The following is a 14,414-nucleotide window of genomic DNA, read 5'->3' on the forward strand; positions in this document are numbered from 1 at the left end:
CTGGGCCGCCTGTGTCCCCACGCCCACAGCAAGGAGTCGCCGGATGGCCAACGCCCGCAGACTGCGGCGCACGCTCACCGTCCTCGTGGCCCTCGCACTGGCCGGCGTGGGGATCTACATCACCTCACTCGTGCTGAACCGCAACGACAAGCCCATCGTGGAGGGCTGCACGGCGCCGCTCGGCGACTCCCCGCAGCAGCTCGCCACCGACCAGACGGCGAATGCCTCGCTCATCGCCGCCATCTCGGTGCGCCGCGGCCTGCCGCCCCGGGCCGCGACGATCGCGATCGCGACGGCCCTGCAGGAGTCCAAGCTGCGCAATCTCAGCTACGGCGACAGCGCCGGCCCGGACTCCCGGGGCCTCTTCCAGCAGCGCCCCTCCCAGGGCTGGGGCACCGAGGCGCAGATCATGGACCCGGAGTACGCGACGAACGCGTTCTACGACGGGCTGGTCAAGATCAGCGGCTACCAGGACCTGTCCATCACGGAGGCCGCGCAGAAGGTCCAGCGCTCCGGCTTCCCCGAGGCGTACGCCCAGCACGAGGACACGGGCCGCGCCTTCGCCTCGGCGCTGACGGGCCAGTCGCAGGCAGCGCTGACCTGCACCCTCCGCAAGCCGGACGCCGCGGGCGACCCCTCCGCCGTCAAGTCCCAGCTCACGCGGGCCTTCGGCGCGCTGCCCGCGACGGCCGGCGGCCGCACGGTCACCGTGCGGGCGCAGGGCACGCAGGGCTGGTCGGTGGCGCAGTGGGCGGTGGCCAACGCCAAGGCGCTGGCGATCACCGAGGTCGACTGCTCGGGACACAGCTGGATCCGGGACGGGAACAAGGGCTGGACCGACTCGGCCGCGCCCGATGGCACCGTGACCGTGACGGTGGCCGCCGCGCCCTGACGCCGGGCTCTCAGACGAGGATTTCGACGACCGGCGTGAGGTAGCTCCTGAACGCCTCGCGGTCCTCGAGAAGCCCCTGGCTCATGATGACCTTGTCCGCATTGACGAGCCACGCCCGGTCCTCGGACAGCGGGAGCTCGATGATCGTGAGGGCGAAGTCCCTGGCAGACGGGCCCACCTCGAGCTGGCGCTCCTCGACGATCTCCCGCAGCACCGAGGTCGCATCGCTGGCCTCGCGCTCCTTCTCGAGACGCTCGTACTCAGCCCGCCGCTCGCGCGCCCAGGTGAGCGCCGCCCCGAAGTGGGCCTGGAGGGACCGCTGCAGGGCCGGGGTCGTGCCGAAGGCAGGGAACTCGGGCGGCTCGACTGCGGGGCTCATCTCGGGGTGGTTCTCGATGAGGTGCTGCCACCAGGCCTCCCACTCGCGCCGGAGGGCAGGGAGGCCGCCCACGTGCTGCATGAGCTGGTGATGGTCTGCCTCGCGGACCCGGGGCTGCGCAGGGGCCACCGGGGGCATCCCGGCCCCTGTGAGCCCCGCGTGGTCCTTCAGGTAGAGCGCGAGGAGCAGGGGGCCGGACGTGTCCATCGTGATCCGCCAGCCGGGTCCTCCGGTGTGGTGCATGGGTTATTCGCTTCCTTGCCGGTCTTCTCTCAGTGTATTCCCGCCGCGGCACCCGCGGCCCCGGCACCGGCGAGTCCGACGCTGGCGACCTGGGCCCGGACCACCTCCGTGCACAGGTCGGCATCGAGCCACCTGCCGTGCAGCATGGCGTGCAGGCCGAGGCCCTCGACCGTGGCCAGGAGCCGCTCGGCCTCCCGGACGAGGTCCTCCTGCGCGAGCGCGGGACACAGCCGCACCAGCGCGCGGCCCAGCGCCGCCGCGACGGCACGGTGGCTCCGCTCCGCCGGGGGTTCCAGCTCGGGCCGGGTGCGGGCCGCGAGCTTGAACTCGGTCCACACGCACAGGTCCACGGCCCGCGCCTCGTCGAGCGGCAGGAGCTGGCACAGCTGTGCCACACAGCCGTCCTCCGCCGTCCCGTGCGCGGCGGCCCCGGCGGCCTCGAGCCGGCCGAGCACACTGTCGGTAACCGCATCGAACGCATGGGCCGCGAGTTCCGCCGACGAGCCGAAGTAGTGCCGCACGGAGCCGACGACAAGGCCAGCCTCGGCCGCGACCTCCCGCAGCGAGACGCGCCCCAGTCCGTCCGCGATGACGATCCTCTTGACCGCCTCCACGATCTCCTGGCGGCGCAGGGCCGCGTCCACGTTTCTGGGCACCCCCTGTTCCTAGCACACTTGTGCGTCCGCGCGCCTCGGGGCGCCGTCCGGGGCACCGTCTTCGGCCCAGTAATCTTCGGGGATCTCGATAGGATGGGCGCATGCGCATCCTCGTCACCGGCGGCACCGGCTACATCGGCTCCCACACGGTCCTGACCCTCCTGGAGGCCGGGCACGACGTGGTGGCGGTCGACAATCTGTCCAACTCGAGCCCCGAAGCGCTCCGGCGCGTCGGGGAGCTGGCCGGGCGCGAAGCCGCCTTCGTCCAGGCAGACATCACGGACGAGGACGCCCTGGACACGGTCTTCGCCGAGCACTCCCCCGAGGCCGTCATCCACTTCGCCGGCCTGAAGGCCGTCGGCGAGTCGGCGCAGATCCCCCTCGACTACTACTTCAACAACGTCGCCGGCACGATCGCGCTCCTGCGGGTCATGGAGCGCCGCGGCGTGCGCACCATCGTCTTCTCCTCCTCCGCCACGGTCTACGGCGACCGCAACCCCATCCCGTACGTGGAGTCGATGGAGATCGGCGCCATGAACCCCTACGGGCGCACCAAGGAGCAGATCGAGGACATCCTCACCGACCTCGGCGCCTCCGATCCGACGTGGCGCATAGCACTGCTGCGCTACTTCAACCCGGTCGGCGCACACCCCTCCGGCCGCATCGGCGAGGACCCGCAGGGCATCCCGAACAACCTCGTCCCCTTCATCGCGCAGGTCGCGGTGGGCCGGCGCGAGAAGCTCATGGTGTTCGGCGGCGACTACGACACGCCGGACGGCACGTGCCAGCGCGACTTCATCCACGTCGTCGACCTCGCCGAGGGCCACGCCGCCGCCCTGGACTACCTCGGCGACCACGACGGCGTGCACCGGTGGAACCTCGGCTCCGGAACGGGCACCAGCGTGCTCGAGATGCACCACGCCTTCGAGAAGGCCGTGGGCGAGCCGATCCCCTACGAGATCGCACCCCGCCGCGCCGGCGACCTCCCGGCCTTCTGGGCCGACGCCTCCGCCGCCCACGCCGACCTCGGCTGGTCGACCTCGAGGACCATCGAGCAGATGTGCGAGGACCACTGGCGCTGGCAGAAGAACAACCCGATGGGCTACCAGGCCTCCTGACCGGCCCCGGCTCCGAACCGTTTCGGGTACGCATCTCGTCGCCCATAACCCGTTTCGGGTACGAGGAGCGGCGCGGCTTCCGCTCGTGAACCGCGCCCTGCTCGCGGATCCACCAGGGCTCGGCTCGCATTCCGGCACATACGACGACGGCCGGCACCTTCCAGCGGAAGGCACCGGCCGTCGTCGTACCCGAAACCCCCGAATCCCGACGAGATGCGTACCCGAAACGGGCGGTGGGCCGGGGCTGGCGCGGAGGGCGGGAGCGGGGCGGGGTGAAGGGTCAGCGCGCGGGGTAGTCCCGGTGCGCCTCGCCCACGTAGAGCTGGCGCGGGCGCCCGATCTTGGTCTGCGGATCCTTGATCATCTCGCGCCACTGGGCGATCCAGCCCGGCAGGCGGCCGATCGCGAAGAGCACCGTGAACATCTTCTCCGGGAAGCCCATCGCCTTGTAGATGAGGCCCGTGTAGAAGTCCACGTTCGGGTAGAGCTTGCGCTGGATGAAGTAGTCGTCCGCGAGGGCCTTCTCCTCGAGGCGCATGGCGATCTCGAGGAGCTGGTCGTTGCCGCCGAGCTTGCCGAGGATCTCGTGCGCGGTCGCCTTGATGATCTTGGCGCGCGGGTCGTAGTTCTTGTAGACACGGTGCCCGAAGCCCATGAGCCGGACGCCGTCCTCCTTGTTCTTGACCTTCTCCATGAAGTCCTCGGGCTTGATGCCGTCGGCCTGGATGCGGCGCAGCATGTTCAGCACGGCCTCGTTGGCGCCGCCGTGGAGCGGGCCGAAGAGCGCATTGATACCGGCCGAGACGGAAGCGAACATGTTCGCATTCGCGGAGCCGACGAGGCGCACGGTCGAGGTCGAGCAGTTCTGCTCGTGGTCCGCGTGCAGCACGAGCAGGAGGTCGAGGGCCTTGACCACGAGCGGGTCGAGCTCGTAGGGCTCGGCGGGCAGCCCGAAGGAGAGGCGCAGGAAGTTCTCCACGAGGTTCATGGAGTTGTCCGGGTACAGCAGGGGCTGCCCGATGGACTTCTTGTGGGCGTACGCCGCGATGACCGGCAGCTTCGCCATGAGGCGGATGGTGGAGAGCTCCACCTGCTCCTCGTTGAACGGGTCCAGCGAGTCCTGGTAGAACGTCGACAGCGCGGACACGGCCGAGGAGAGCACGGGCATCGGGTGCGCGTCCCGCGGGAACCCGGCGAAGAAGCTCTTGAGCTCCTCGTGCAGCAGGGTGTGCCGGCGGATGCGCTGGTCGAAGGCGTCGAGCTCGGCCGGCGTCGGGAGGTTCCCGTAGATGAGGAGGTAGGAAACCTCCAGGAAGCTCGAGTGCTGTGCCAGCTGCTCGATCGGGTAGCCACGGTAGCGGAGGATGCCCTCATCGCCGTCGATGAACGTGATCGCGGAAGTCGTGGCTGCGGTGTTCATGAAGCCCGGGTCGAAGGTGACGGCGCCCGTCTCCTTCAGCAGCTTCGAGACGTCATAGCCGTCATTTCCCTCGACGGCGGCGATGCGGGGAAGCGGGAGCTCTCCCCCTTCGTGGCGCAGGATGGCGCCATTCATCTCAGTCATGGTTCCCCTTCATGGGTAGCTCGCAACCCTCTAAAGCTACTCCGAGATCCTTCTCCGGACTAATTGATACCGGCGGTCCGGTGGTCTCTGACGGGCCCCGGGGACTGTGCCGGGGCCCCGGACCGCTAGCGCTCGGTGAGCCTCTCGACAGCCGCGTCGATGCGCTCGTCGCTGCCCGTGAGGGCCACGCGGACGAACCCCTGGCCGGCCTCCCCGTAGAACACGCCGGGGCCGACGACGATGCCGAGGCCAGCGAGCCGGCCCACGGTCGTCCAGGTGTCCTCCCCCGCGGTGCACCACAGGTAGAGGCCGGCTTCCGAGTGCGAGAGCGTGAGGCCGAACGCCTCGAGGGCAGGCAGGAGCCGTTCGCGCCGGGACCGGTAGAGGTCCTTCTGGGCGAGGACGTGCGCCTCGTCGCCGAGGGCCACGCGCATGGCCTCCTGCACGGGGTACGGCATGATCATGCCGGCGTGCTTGCGGCTGTTGACGAGGTTGGGCATGAGTTCCGGGGCGCCGGCGACGAACGCCGCGCGGTAGCCGGCGAGGTTGGACTGCTTGCTCAGCGAGTACACGCTGAGCAGGCCCGTGAGGTCGCCGCCGCTCACCCGGGGGTCCAGCACGGACGGAACGGGCTCGCCGCCGCGCTGCACGTCCCACGCGCCCCAGCCGAGCTCCGCGTAGCACTCGTCGGAGGCGACGACGGCGCCGAGCTCGCGGGCACGGTCGACGACGTCGCGCAGCTGGGCGGCATCCCGCACCGACCCGGTGGGGTTGCCGGGCGAGTTGACCCAGACGAGGCGGACCCGGGCCCGGGTGGCCTCGTCGAGCTCCTCGAGGCTGTCCGCGGCGACCGCCGTGGCGCCGGCGAGGCGCGCGCCGATGTCGTAGGTCGGGTAGGCGACGGTGGGCCGGACGACGACGTCGCCCTCGCCGAGCCCGAGCAGGAACGGCAGCCAGGCCACGAGCTCCTTCGAGCCGACCGTGGGCATCACGGCCTGCTCGTTCAGCCCCGTCACGCCGCGACGGCGGGCGAACCACTCGACGACGGCCTCGCGCAGCGCGGTCGTGCCGTGCACGGTCGGGTAGCCGGGGGCGTCGGCGGCGGCGCGCAGGGCCTCCTGCACCACCTCGGGGGTGGGATCGACGGGCGTGCCGATCGAGAGGTTGACCACGCCACCGGGATACTCGGCCGCCGTCGCCCGGTAGGGCGCCATGGCCTCCCACGGGTAGTCGGGCAGGTCGAGGCCGAACTGCCTCGTAGAGCTGGGGCGGTTCCGCACGCTCAGCTGTCGGCGCTCTGCGGCGGCAGGGCCGCCACGAGGGGATGGTCCTTGTGGGTGTTGCCGAGCTTCGCAGCGCCGCCGGGCGAGCCGAGGTCGTCGAAGAACTCGACATTGGCCTTGTAGTAGTCGCTCCACTCGTCCGGGACGTCGTCCTCGTAGTAGATGGCCTCGACCGGGCACACCGGCTCGCACGCGCCGCAGTCGACGCACTCATCGGGGTGGATGTACAGGGACCGCTCGCCCTCGTAGATGCAGTCGACGGGACACTCCTCGACGCAGGCCTTGTCCTTCACATCCACGCACGGCTGTGCGATCACGTATGTCACGGTGCCACCCTCTCTTCCGCCACTACTACCGGGCCGATTGAGCCTATTATCTATCGCCCGGCCGCCGCCACTCCAACGTCATACGGGGCCACCCCGCCCCGCGCCTACGATGGAGCATGCCTTCCACCCCAGCGGACCTCCTCCGTTCCCTCCCGCTCGGCACGCGCGTGGTCGTGCGGGCCAGGGTGCCTGGCGGGTTCAGCGATGCGCTGGGGGATCTGGTGGCGGCCGACGGCGATGCCGTCACCGTGCGCACAAGGCGCGGCACCGCCGTCGTGCGCCTCGGCGACGTGGTGGTGGCGAAGCCGGTCCCGCCCGCGCCGGAACGCCGCGGGCGGCGGCCGCAAGGCTAGGGCTGCACCATCCGCTGGTTGGTGTTGGTGTAGCTGATCGAGTCGGCCGTGGCACCGACCAGGCCCATCGTGACCCTCAGCAGGCCGGGGGCCACGTCGTCGAGCGGCGGAGGTGTGTCGGTGCCGAGCGCCAGGCTGCGGCCGTTGGAGGTCGTCGCGGTGGCCGATCCCAAGTACACGCTGACATGGCCGCTGAGCACCATCTTGTCCGCCGAGGTGACGAGGCCGGGGCCGTTGGCGTGCCGCACGGTGAGCGAGAACCCCGTGATGGTGATCGAGTCCGCCGTGATCTTCAGCACGCGTTCGCCGCTGCCGTCGGCGGTCGGCACGGTGACGATGCCGACCGAGCTCAGGCCCGTGAAGGAGATGTTCTGGGAGCCCATGGAGGCCGGGGTCTTGGTGAAGATCGGCGTCCCGCTGTCCCGCGGCGCGGCCACCGGCGCGGTGGACGTGGGGTCGGGGGTCGCGGTCGAGCTGGGGCTGGACGTCGGTCCCGCCCCGGGAACCGCCGGGAGGCTGGGGCTCGCCCCCAGGCCCGGCAGCAGGGTGCCGGGCACGGCGGGGAGTTCGGGAGCGGCCGGGGCCTGGGTCGGGGTGCCCGGTCCCGGCGCCGAAGGACTCGGCGTCGGGGTGGGGCAGGCGGCCAGGAGCGGCACGCACAGCGCCGTCGGGACGCTGTCCGGGGCCCGTGCGGCTCCGAGGGTGAAGGGCAGCGCCAGGACGGAGCCGGTCAGGACGGCGGCCACGGCGCGGGTGCGGCGCATGGTCACTCTGCTCTCTTTCCTCGCGTCACTCCCGGCCCCATCCACGCGACGGCCAGTACCCCGCCGGTTCCCGAGAGGAGCATGCCGATGATGAAGCCGCCCATATTCACCCCGACGAGGGAGTAGATCGCGACCACGAGGGTCAGGACCCCGTAGAACACGTGGTGCGCCGGCATGGTGACCGACAGGATGCCCAGCAGCACCAGCGCGATCGGGATGACGGTGGCCTGGAGCCCTTCGATCCCGAGCTGGATGTGCAGGTGGCCGAGGTCGAGCTGCCCGGAGAAGAACATCTCCACCCCGCCGAGCGCGGCCAGCAGGCCGCCGACGAACGGCCGGCTCCGGCGCCACTCCCGGAATCGGCGGGCCCGCGCCGGGGCCTGGCCGGCCCCGGGCTGCGCGGAGACGCTCTGGTCCGTGGTCATCGGGGCGCGACGGCTCAGAAGCATCCCTTGGACCCATCCGTCAGCTGCATGCTCATCCCGGTCAGGGTGAACACCGAAGCCTGCGTGCTCCAGGCGGTCTGCTGCAGGTTCGTGATCGTGATGCTCCCGGAGTCCTGGGCGAAGTCGCCGACCGAGCCCTTCGCGGCGGTGTTGACCGTCGAGGCGTCCACGCCGATGCGGATGTTGCCGAAGGCCGCATCGCCCTTCAGACCGGTCATCCCGATCTGCAGGTCCGAGGCGGAGGCCGGGCTGTTCCCGCCGCCGGCCTTGATCAGTACGCCCACCTTGCCCAGCGGGGTCTCCGTGACCACGGCCTGGCACAGGTCCGAGAGGGTGGCGCTCTTGATGTTGGCGATCGCGACCGCGTGCTCCTTGCCCTCCGTGTCCTTGGCGACGCCGGCGTACTGGGAGAACCCGGTTCCGTTGAGCTTCGAGGCTCCGATCTGGAACTGGCTGCCGGAGACGGCGAAGGACACCGGCACCGCGCCCTCGGCGACGCCGCCCATCAGGAGCGAGGCGGTGAGCGCAGCGGGCACCGCGACGAGGACGATGCGGCCGGCGTGGGAGGCGCGCATCCTGCGGACGCGCTGCGAGACGGGGAACTTCATTGATCCTCCTGGAACAGGGCCCGCCCCTGGCGGCGGGAACTCGGTCGAAGATACCGAGGCTATTGACCAATAGTCAATAGCCGTCCGGGGCGCCGGGCCGCAGGTCAGTAGACTTTCTGCTGTGTCCGAACCGCACCGCGCCCGCCTCAGCCCCCAGGACCGGAGGGCGCAGCTCGTCGCGGTCGGAGTGAACTTCCTGATCGACCACACGCTGGATGAGCTGACGATGGACGAGCTGGCCCGGAGGGCCGGTGTGTCGCGCCCGCTGGTGTTCCACTACTTCGAGACCCGCCAGGGCATGCACCTCGCGGTGGTGACGACGGCGCGGGACAGCCTGCTCGTCGCGAGCGCTCCCCGCCAGGACCTCGCGCCGCGCGAGCGGATCCGGGACACGCTGCTGAGGATCACCGTGTTTGTGCAGGAGCACCGCGGCACCTTCTACTCGCTGGTCAGGGGCACCGCCAGTGGGGACCCGGCGGTGCGGAAGATCGTGGACGAGTCACGGGAGCTGAACGCCGAACGCCTGTCGGATTCCTTCATCGAGCTGGGCCTCGCCGACACCGCGGTGCTCCGCATCGCGCTGCGGTCCTGGGTCGCCTTCGCCGAGGAGACGCTGGTCAGCCTCGCGATCGAGCGGGACACGAGTGCCGACGACGTGGTGCGGTTCCTGGAGGCCTCCCTGCACGGCATGGTCAACGCGGTCCGCGACCAGAGGCTCTGACGGCCCCGGCGCCGGATGCCGCCTACTCCTCGACGGCGTCGGGCAGCGTGCGCAGCCGGAAGAAGGGGCCGGCCGCCACGGGGAGGACGGCCAGGAGCTGGCCCGCGATGCCGGTCCACAGGGTCGGGACGAGCCCCCACTGCTCCCCGAGCCAGCCGCCGAGCAGCGAGCCGAGGGGCATGACCCCCCAGACGGCGCAGCGGATCGAGGCGTTCATCCGGCCGAGGAGGCGCGGGGGGCACACCCGCTGCCGCATGCTGACCTGCATGACGTTGTAGACGATCACGCCGAAGCTCATGGCGAACTCGCCCACGCTGAGCAGCACCAGCGCCACCGGGCCGGGCCCTGCGGCGAGGGCGAGGGGGAAGAGGACCACCCCCGCGCCGCCCACCATGAGCCCGAGCGGCAGGAGCGGGCCCTCGCCGATGCGGGCGGCGAGACGCGGCGTCGCGAGGGCGCCGAGGAGGCCGCCCACGGACCCGATCGAGAGCATGACGCCGAGCCCCGCCGGGCCGAGGCCGAGTTCCCGCAGGATCACGAGAGGCATGAGGACATAGGCGAGGGAGGAGAACAGGTTGCTGGTGGCCGTGCTGGCGACGATGCGCCGGATGAGCCGGTGGGAGGCGACGAACGCGGCCCCCTCGCGGATCTCCGCTGCCAGGCTGCTGCCCTCGCGGGGCACGGGGGTTCCTCGGTGTCGTGGACCCTCGTCAGGCACAGGGCGGAGGCGAGGTAGCCGCCGGCCTCCGCGGCGAACAGCACGGGCGCGCTCACGAGGGTGAGCAGGAATCCCCCGAGCGCAGGACCGCCCATACGGGCCACCTGCGCGGTGGCCTCGAGCTTGCCGTTGGCCTCGGCGACCTGGGCACGGTGCACGAGGAGGGGGATGTAGCTCTGGTACGCCACATCGAAGAACACGGTGGCCACACCCACCACGGCCGCGACGACATACAGGTGCCACATCTGCAGCGCCCCAGCCCACCACAGCACGGGCACCGCGGCCATGGCGGCCATCCGGACCAGGTCGGCGCGGACCATGGTGCGCCGCTTGAGCCAGCGGTCCACCCAGGCCCCCGCGGGAAGCCCCACCACGAGGAATGCGGCCATCGCGGCGGCATTGAGCACGCCGAGGTCCATCTCGCCGGCACCGAGCAGGCTCACGGCGAGCACGGGGAGGGCGAGCTGGCCCAGCTGGACGCCGAGCTGGCTGACGCCCTGCCCTGTCCAGAAGGCGAGGAACGAGGGGCTGCGGACAAGGGCGGGAGCCACATCGCCCGAGGTGCGGGAGGCCATGCGGTCAGTGTGGAGCCAGTGATTGAGAAATGTCAATCACTCGCGGCTAGAGTGGGCCCATGATCGAGTCGGACGAGGCGGCCAAGGGCCGCGCGCTCAGCTCCCCGCTGCGGCTGCGCATCCTGCGCATGTGCCTCCACCATCCCCGCACCAACAAGGAGATCGCCGACCTCCTCGGCATCAATCCCGCCACCTGCCTCCACCATGTGCGCACCCTCGTGGGCACCGGATTCCTCGAGGCGCTCCCGGCACGGCGCGGCAACCGGGGGGCCAAGGAGGTGCCCTACCTCGCGACGCGGAAGTCGTGGAGCCAGCAGGTGGAGGACGTCTCGCCCATTCTCATCGAGACCTTCGTCCAGGAGACGGCAGCCCTTCCTCCCGAGGACATCGAGGTCTGGAGGCTTGGGCTCAGGCTCAACGAGCAGCACCGGTCCGAGCTCATGGCGCGGCTGCGCGAGGTGGTCAACGAGTATGTGGCCATGCCGAGCGACCCCGACGGCGAGGCCACGTCCCTCATGATCGCCCACCACAGGGACCCCACGGCCGACTGACCCCGCTCCCCCGCCGCACCCCCTTTGCGTTTCGGGTACGCATCTCGCCCCGATTTCCCCGTTTCGGGTACGCAGACGACGCCGGCCGGCACCTTCCGTGCGGAAGGCACCGGCCGGCGTCGTACCCGGAACCCCTAAAGGGCGACGAGATGCGTACCCGAAACGGGTGGGGGTCAGGCGCGGGCGCGGCTGCGGGCGGCCTTGAGGCGCTCGTTCGCGTCGAGGATGACCTTGCGGATGCGGATGGCCTCCGGCGTGATCTCCACGCACTCGTCCTCGCGGGCGAACTCGAGGGACTCCTCGAGCGTGAGGGTCTTCGGCGGGGTCAGGCCCTCGAAGTTGTCCGCGGTGGAGGAGCGCATGTTCGTGAGCTTCTTCTCCTTGGTGATGTTCACGTCCATGTCGTCGGCGCGCGAGTTCTCGCCCACGATCATGCCCTCGTACACCTCGGCCGTGGGCTGGATGAAGAACGTGCCGCGTTCCTGGAGGTTGATCATGGCGAACGGGGTCGCCACGCCGGCGCGGTCGGCCACGAGCGAGCCGTTGGTGCGGTACTCGATCTCACCCTGCCACGGCTCGTAGCCCTCCGCGATCGAGGACGCGATGCCCGCGCCGCGCGTGTCCGTGAGGAACTTGGTGCGGAAGCCGATCAGGCCACGGGACGGCACCATGAACTCCATCCGGACCCAGCCCGTGCCGTGGTTGGCCATGTTGGTCATGCGGCCCTTGCGCGCGGCGAGGAGCTGCGTCACGGCCCCGAGGTACTCCTCGGGCACGTCGATCGTCATGTGCTCCATCGGCTCGAGCACCTGCCCGTCGACCTTCTTGGTCACCACCTGCGGCTTGCCGACCGTGAGCTCGAAGCCCTCGCGGCGCATCTGCTCGACCAGGATGGCCAAGGCCAGTTCACCGCGGCCCTGGACCTCCCACGCGTCCGGACGCTGGGTCGGCAGGACGCGGATCGAGACGTTGCCGATCAGCTCCTTGTCGAGGCGGTCCTTGACCTGGCGCGCGGTGACCTTGGCACCCTTGACCCGGCCGGCCAGCGGCGAGGTGTTGATGCCGACGGTCATGGAGATGGCGGGGTCGTCGACCGTGATGAGCGGCAGCGGGCGCGGGTCGTCCACGTCGGTGAGGGTCTCGCCGATGGTGATGTCCTCGATGCCGGCGACGGCCACGATGTCGCCGGGGCCGGCGGACTCGGCGGGGACGCGCTCGAGGGCCTTCGTGGCGAGCAGCTCGGTGACCTTGACCGTCTTGAGCGATCCGTCGTGGCGGGCCCACGCGACCTGCTGGCCCTTGCGGAGCGTGCCGTTGTAGATGCGCAGGAGGGCGAGGCGGCCGAGGAACGGGGACGCGTCGAGGTTGGTCACGTGCGCCTGGAGGACGCCCGCGGGATCGTACGTCGGAGCCGGGATGTGCTCGAGGATCGTGGCGAAGAGCGGCTCGAGGTCGGTGTTGCCGGGCGCCTGGCCGTTCGCGGGCTGCTCGAGCGAGGCGGCGCCGACCTTGGCGGCGGCGTACACGACCGGCACGTCCAGGACCTTGTCCAGGTCGAGGTCGGGGACCTCGTCCGCGAGGTCGGAGGCGAGGCCGAGCAGGAGGTCCATGCTCTCGTGGACAACCTCGTCGATGCGCGCGTCCGGGCGGTCGGTCTTGTTGACCACGAGGATGACGGGCTTGTGGGCCGCGAGCGCCTTGCGGAGCACGAAGCGGGTCTGCGGGAGCGGGCCCTCGGACGCGTCGACGAGGAGCACCACGCCGTCCACCATCGACAGGCCGCGCTCGACCTCGCCGCCGAAGTCGGCGTGGCCCGGGGTGTCGATGACGTTGATGGTGATGCCCTCGGGCTCCCCGGCCTTCGCCGCGGACGGGCCGGCGTAGCGCACGGCCGTGTTCTTCGCGAGGATGGTGATGCCCTTCTCGCGCTCGAGGTCGCCGGAGTCCATGACGCGCTCCTCGACCTCACCGTGGGAGGCGAAGGAGTTCGTCTGTCGCAGCATGGCGTCGACCAGGGTGGTCTTGCCGTGGTCGACGTGCGCGACGATGGCAACGTTGCGGAGGTCGGTGCGGGAAGCGGTGGACACAGTTTCAGTCATACGCGTGAGGCTCGATTCGGGTGGTTCGCGACTTGTCCGGCGCCCGACGCGGGACCCGTCAGGTCGGGCCGGAGGCACAGCGGAACAGACCCCGTTGAGGGCCAGCACCTACAATTTTACTCTCTCGCCGGGGTCTGCCCGTCCGCCGGGTCCTTGGACATTGGCGCGACGGGGCCCGCGCCCCGCATGATAGTGACGATCGACTCTCACAGAGGACAGGCATGGACCGAGCCCGACGTCACGCGAACCGCCCGGCCGCGGCCGTGCTCGTGGCGCTCCTGACGGTCCTCCTCACCGGCTGCGAGGCTTCGCAGGTCCTCCCCCCGCCGTCCCCCGAGCCGTCCGTCCCGGCCGCGGCACCGGCCCCGGCACGGGCCGTGGGCAACCCGTCACCGGTCCTGTTCGGCAGCGCCCCGCTCGTCCTCTCCCCGCGCACGACGACGGCCAGCCGGCTCACGCCCGCAGCGTACCTCCCGCTCGGCTCGCTCTCGAGGGATCCCGCCACCCAGCGCATCGAGCCGGTCCTCGGCGACCTCTCCCGCACGGCCGTGCTCATCGGAGACTCGCAGTCCGTCCCGCAGGACAGCTGGGTTCGGGGCGGGCTCCGGGGCGCCGGCTACTCGGTCTACTTCGCCGGCGCCGGCGGCACCGGGTACACGGTGGGCAACCGGCGCGTGCACGCCTACACCGACGCGCTGCGGCGGGGCGACTGGCGCCTGCCGGCCGGAGCCCCGCGCCTCGTGGTCGTCGAGGGCGGCGGCAACGACGCCACCCGCGGGTCCAGCAACCCGGCGATCGCCGCCGGCGCCCGGAACCTCATCGCCGAACTGCGCCGCACCTACCCCGGGGCGCGGATCGTCATGGTGGGCACGCTCGCCCGCGCGGCGGCCGACGGAGGTGGGCGCCGCACCCGTGTCGACACCCTCCTGCGGCGCACCGCCGACGGCCTCAAGGTGCCGTTCGTGAGCTGCGGCGACTGGATCTCCCGCTACCACCTCAAGGGCGAACTCGCCGACAGCGTCCACCTCAAGCCCGCTGGGCGTGCCCGGCTCGCCCCGGTGCTCGCGGCGGCGCTGAAGGCGCGGGGCCTGGCCATCACCTAGCCAGGCCCCGGAACG

General features: G+C 71.0%; 17 protein-coding genes. 6 read left to right on the top strand and 11 right to left on the bottom strand.

Features of this window, described 5'->3' with window-relative positions; translation table 11 throughout:
* Positions 1-43: 43 nt before the first annotated feature.
* Entirely contained in the window at positions 44-892 is an 849-nt protein-coding gene (locus tag SA2016_RS13575; RefSeq protein ID WP_066498992.1) for a hypothetical protein, read from the top strand.
* Between the two features lie 10 nt (positions 893-902).
* Here SA2016_RS13575 and SA2016_RS13580 read toward each other — a convergent pair whose 3' ends face one another.
* Positions 903-1,514: a hypothetical protein gene (locus SA2016_RS13580; RefSeq protein WP_066498995.1), complete on the bottom strand. Its 612-nt coding sequence runs from the start codon at positions 1,512-1,514 to the stop codon at positions 903-905.
* Positions 1,515-1,543: 29 nt separating this feature from the next.
* A complete protein-coding gene (locus tag SA2016_RS13585) occupies positions 1,544-2,170 on the bottom strand; it encodes a TetR/AcrR family transcriptional regulator (protein ID WP_066498997.1) in 627 nt (208 codons plus the stop codon).
* 101 nt (positions 2,171-2,271) lie between these two features.
* Between SA2016_RS13585 and galE the strand changes: the two genes are divergently transcribed.
* Positions 2,272-3,288, top strand: coding sequence for a UDP-glucose 4-epimerase GalE (galE, locus tag SA2016_RS13590; RefSeq protein WP_066499000.1), 1,017 nt, complete (start codon positions 2,272-2,274; stop codon positions 3,286-3,288).
* 280 nt (positions 3,289-3,568) lie between these two features.
* Here the strand turns inward: galE and SA2016_RS13595 are convergent, their stop codons facing one another.
* The 3 genes from SA2016_RS13595 to fdxA form a co-directional block, all read right to left on the bottom strand.
* Positions 3,569-4,852: a citrate synthase gene (locus tag SA2016_RS13595; protein WP_066499002.1), complete on the bottom strand. Its 1,284-nt coding sequence runs from the start codon at positions 4,850-4,852 to the stop codon at positions 3,569-3,571.
* Between the two features lie 125 nt (positions 4,853-4,977).
* Positions 4,978-6,132 (bottom strand): succinyldiaminopimelate transaminase, encoded by a 1,155-nt coding sequence (gene dapC / locus SA2016_RS13600; protein ID WP_257125765.1) that lies wholly within the window; start codon positions 6,130-6,132, stop codon positions 4,978-4,980.
* A gap of 2 nt (positions 6,133-6,134) precedes the next feature.
* A complete protein-coding gene (gene fdxA / locus SA2016_RS21920; protein ID WP_066499004.1) occupies positions 6,135-6,461 on the bottom strand; it encodes a ferredoxin in 327 nt (108 codons plus the stop codon).
* Positions 6,462-6,577: 116 nt separating this feature from the next.
* On the opposite strand from fdxA, the gene SA2016_RS13610 reads away from it, so the two are divergent.
* Positions 6,578-6,814, top strand: a complete 237-nt coding sequence (locus SA2016_RS13610) for a putative acetyltransferase (RefSeq protein ID WP_066499005.1) — start codon at positions 6,578-6,580, stop codon at positions 6,812-6,814.
* On the opposite strand, the gene SA2016_RS13615 is transcribed toward SA2016_RS13610, so the two are convergent.
* The 3 genes from SA2016_RS13615 to SA2016_RS13625 are packed head-to-tail and all read right to left on the bottom strand — an operon-like array spanning position 6,811 to position 8,632.
* Positions 6,811-7,578 carry a hypothetical protein gene (locus SA2016_RS13615; RefSeq protein ID WP_084249784.1) on the bottom strand — a complete coding sequence of 256 codons (768 nt, stop codon included), beginning with the start codon at positions 7,576-7,578 and terminating at the stop codon, positions 6,811-6,813. The genes SA2016_RS13610 and SA2016_RS13615 overlap by 4 nt on opposite strands.
* 2 nt (positions 7,579-7,580) lie before the next feature.
* Positions 7,581-8,027 carry a DUF6114 domain-containing protein gene (locus tag SA2016_RS13620; RefSeq protein ID WP_066499007.1) on the bottom strand — a complete coding sequence of 149 codons (447 nt, stop codon included), beginning with the start codon at positions 8,025-8,027 and terminating at the stop codon, positions 7,581-7,583.
* Positions 8,018-8,632: a DUF6230 family protein gene (locus SA2016_RS13625; RefSeq protein WP_066499009.1), complete on the bottom strand. Its 615-nt coding sequence runs from the start codon at positions 8,630-8,632 to the stop codon at positions 8,018-8,020. The genes SA2016_RS13620 and SA2016_RS13625 overlap by 10 nt, the downstream gene beginning before the upstream one ends.
* A 121-nt stretch (positions 8,633-8,753) precedes the next feature.
* On the opposite strand from SA2016_RS13625, the gene SA2016_RS13630 reads away from it, so the two are divergent.
* On the top strand, positions 8,754-9,353 hold the full coding sequence (locus tag SA2016_RS13630) for a TetR/AcrR family transcriptional regulator (protein WP_066499014.1): 600 nt from the start codon (positions 8,754-8,756) through the stop codon (positions 9,351-9,353).
* Positions 9,354-9,375: 22 nt separating this feature from the next.
* Here the strand turns inward: SA2016_RS13630 and SA2016_RS22295 are convergent, their stop codons facing one another.
* Positions 9,376-10,002, bottom strand: a complete 627-nt coding sequence (locus SA2016_RS22295; RefSeq protein ID WP_257125863.1) for an MFS transporter — start codon at positions 10,000-10,002, stop codon at positions 9,376-9,378.
* A complete protein-coding gene (locus tag SA2016_RS22300; protein WP_257125766.1) occupies positions 9,888-10,646 on the bottom strand; it encodes an MFS transporter in 759 nt (252 codons plus the stop codon). Before SA2016_RS22300 ends, SA2016_RS22295 begins: the two co-directional genes overlap by 115 nt.
* Before the next feature lie 59 nt (positions 10,647-10,705).
* Here SA2016_RS22300 and SA2016_RS13640 point away from each other — a divergent pair, with 59 nt between their 5' ends.
* Complete coding sequence (locus SA2016_RS13640) at positions 10,706-11,197, top strand: ArsR/SmtB family transcription factor (RefSeq protein ID WP_066499015.1); 492 nt, start codon at positions 10,706-10,708, stop codon at positions 11,195-11,197.
* A gap of 173 nt (positions 11,198-11,370) precedes the next feature.
* Here SA2016_RS13640 and typA read toward each other — a convergent pair whose 3' ends face one another.
* Positions 11,371-13,296 carry a translational GTPase TypA gene (gene typA / locus SA2016_RS13645; protein WP_066499027.1) on the bottom strand — a complete coding sequence of 642 codons (1,926 nt, stop codon included), beginning with the start codon at positions 13,294-13,296 and terminating at the stop codon, positions 11,371-11,373.
* Positions 13,297-13,517: 221 nt separating this feature from the next.
* Between typA and SA2016_RS13650 the strand changes: the two genes are divergently transcribed.
* Positions 13,518-14,399 carry an SGNH/GDSL hydrolase family protein gene (locus SA2016_RS13650; protein WP_066499030.1) on the top strand — a complete coding sequence of 294 codons (882 nt, stop codon included), beginning with the start codon at positions 13,518-13,520 and terminating at the stop codon, positions 14,397-14,399.
* Positions 14,400-14,414 lie beyond the last annotated feature (15 nt).

Source organism: Sinomonas atrocyanea, assembly GCF_001577305.1.
GTDB lineage: Bacteria > Actinomycetota > Actinomycetes > Actinomycetales > Micrococcaceae > Sinomonas > Sinomonas atrocyanea.

Coding starts and splice junctions, on each gene's coding strand:
- SA2016_RS13575 (WP_066498992.1), top strand. CDS start 44: ATGGCCAACGCCCGCAGACTGCGGCGCACGCTCACCGTCCTCGTGGCC.
- SA2016_RS13580 (WP_066498995.1), bottom strand. CDS start 1,514: ATGCACCACACCGGAGGACCCGGCTGGCGGATCACGATGGACACGTCC.
- galE (WP_066499000.1), top strand. CDS start 2,272: ATGCGCATCCTCGTCACCGGCGGCACCGGCTACATCGGCTCCCACACG.
- SA2016_RS13595 (WP_066499002.1), bottom strand. CDS start 4,852: ATGACTGAGATGAATGGCGCCATCCTGCGCCACGAAGGGGGAGAGCTC.
- SA2016_RS13610 (WP_066499005.1), top strand. CDS start 6,578: ATGCCTTCCACCCCAGCGGACCTCCTCCGTTCCCTCCCGCTCGGCACG.
- SA2016_RS13615 (WP_084249784.1), bottom strand. CDS start 7,578: ATGCGCCGCACCCGCGCCGTGGCCGCCGTCCTGACCGGCTCCGTCCTG.
- SA2016_RS13620 (WP_066499007.1), bottom strand. CDS start 8,027: ATGCTTCTGAGCCGTCGCGCCCCGATGACCACGGACCAGAGCGTCTCC.
- SA2016_RS13625 (WP_066499009.1), bottom strand. CDS start 8,632: ATGAAGTTCCCCGTCTCGCAGCGCGTCCGCAGGATGCGCGCCTCCCAC.
- SA2016_RS22300 (WP_257125766.1), bottom strand. CDS start 10,646: ATGGCCTCCCGCACCTCGGGCGATGTGGCTCCCGCCCTTGTCCGCAGC.
- SA2016_RS13640 (WP_066499015.1), top strand. CDS start 10,706: ATGATCGAGTCGGACGAGGCGGCCAAGGGCCGCGCGCTCAGCTCCCCG.
- typA (WP_066499027.1), bottom strand. CDS start 13,296: ATGACTGAAACTGTGTCCACCGCTTCCCGCACCGACCTCCGCAACGTT.
- SA2016_RS13650 (WP_066499030.1), top strand. CDS start 13,518: ATGGACCGAGCCCGACGTCACGCGAACCGCCCGGCCGCGGCCGTGCTC.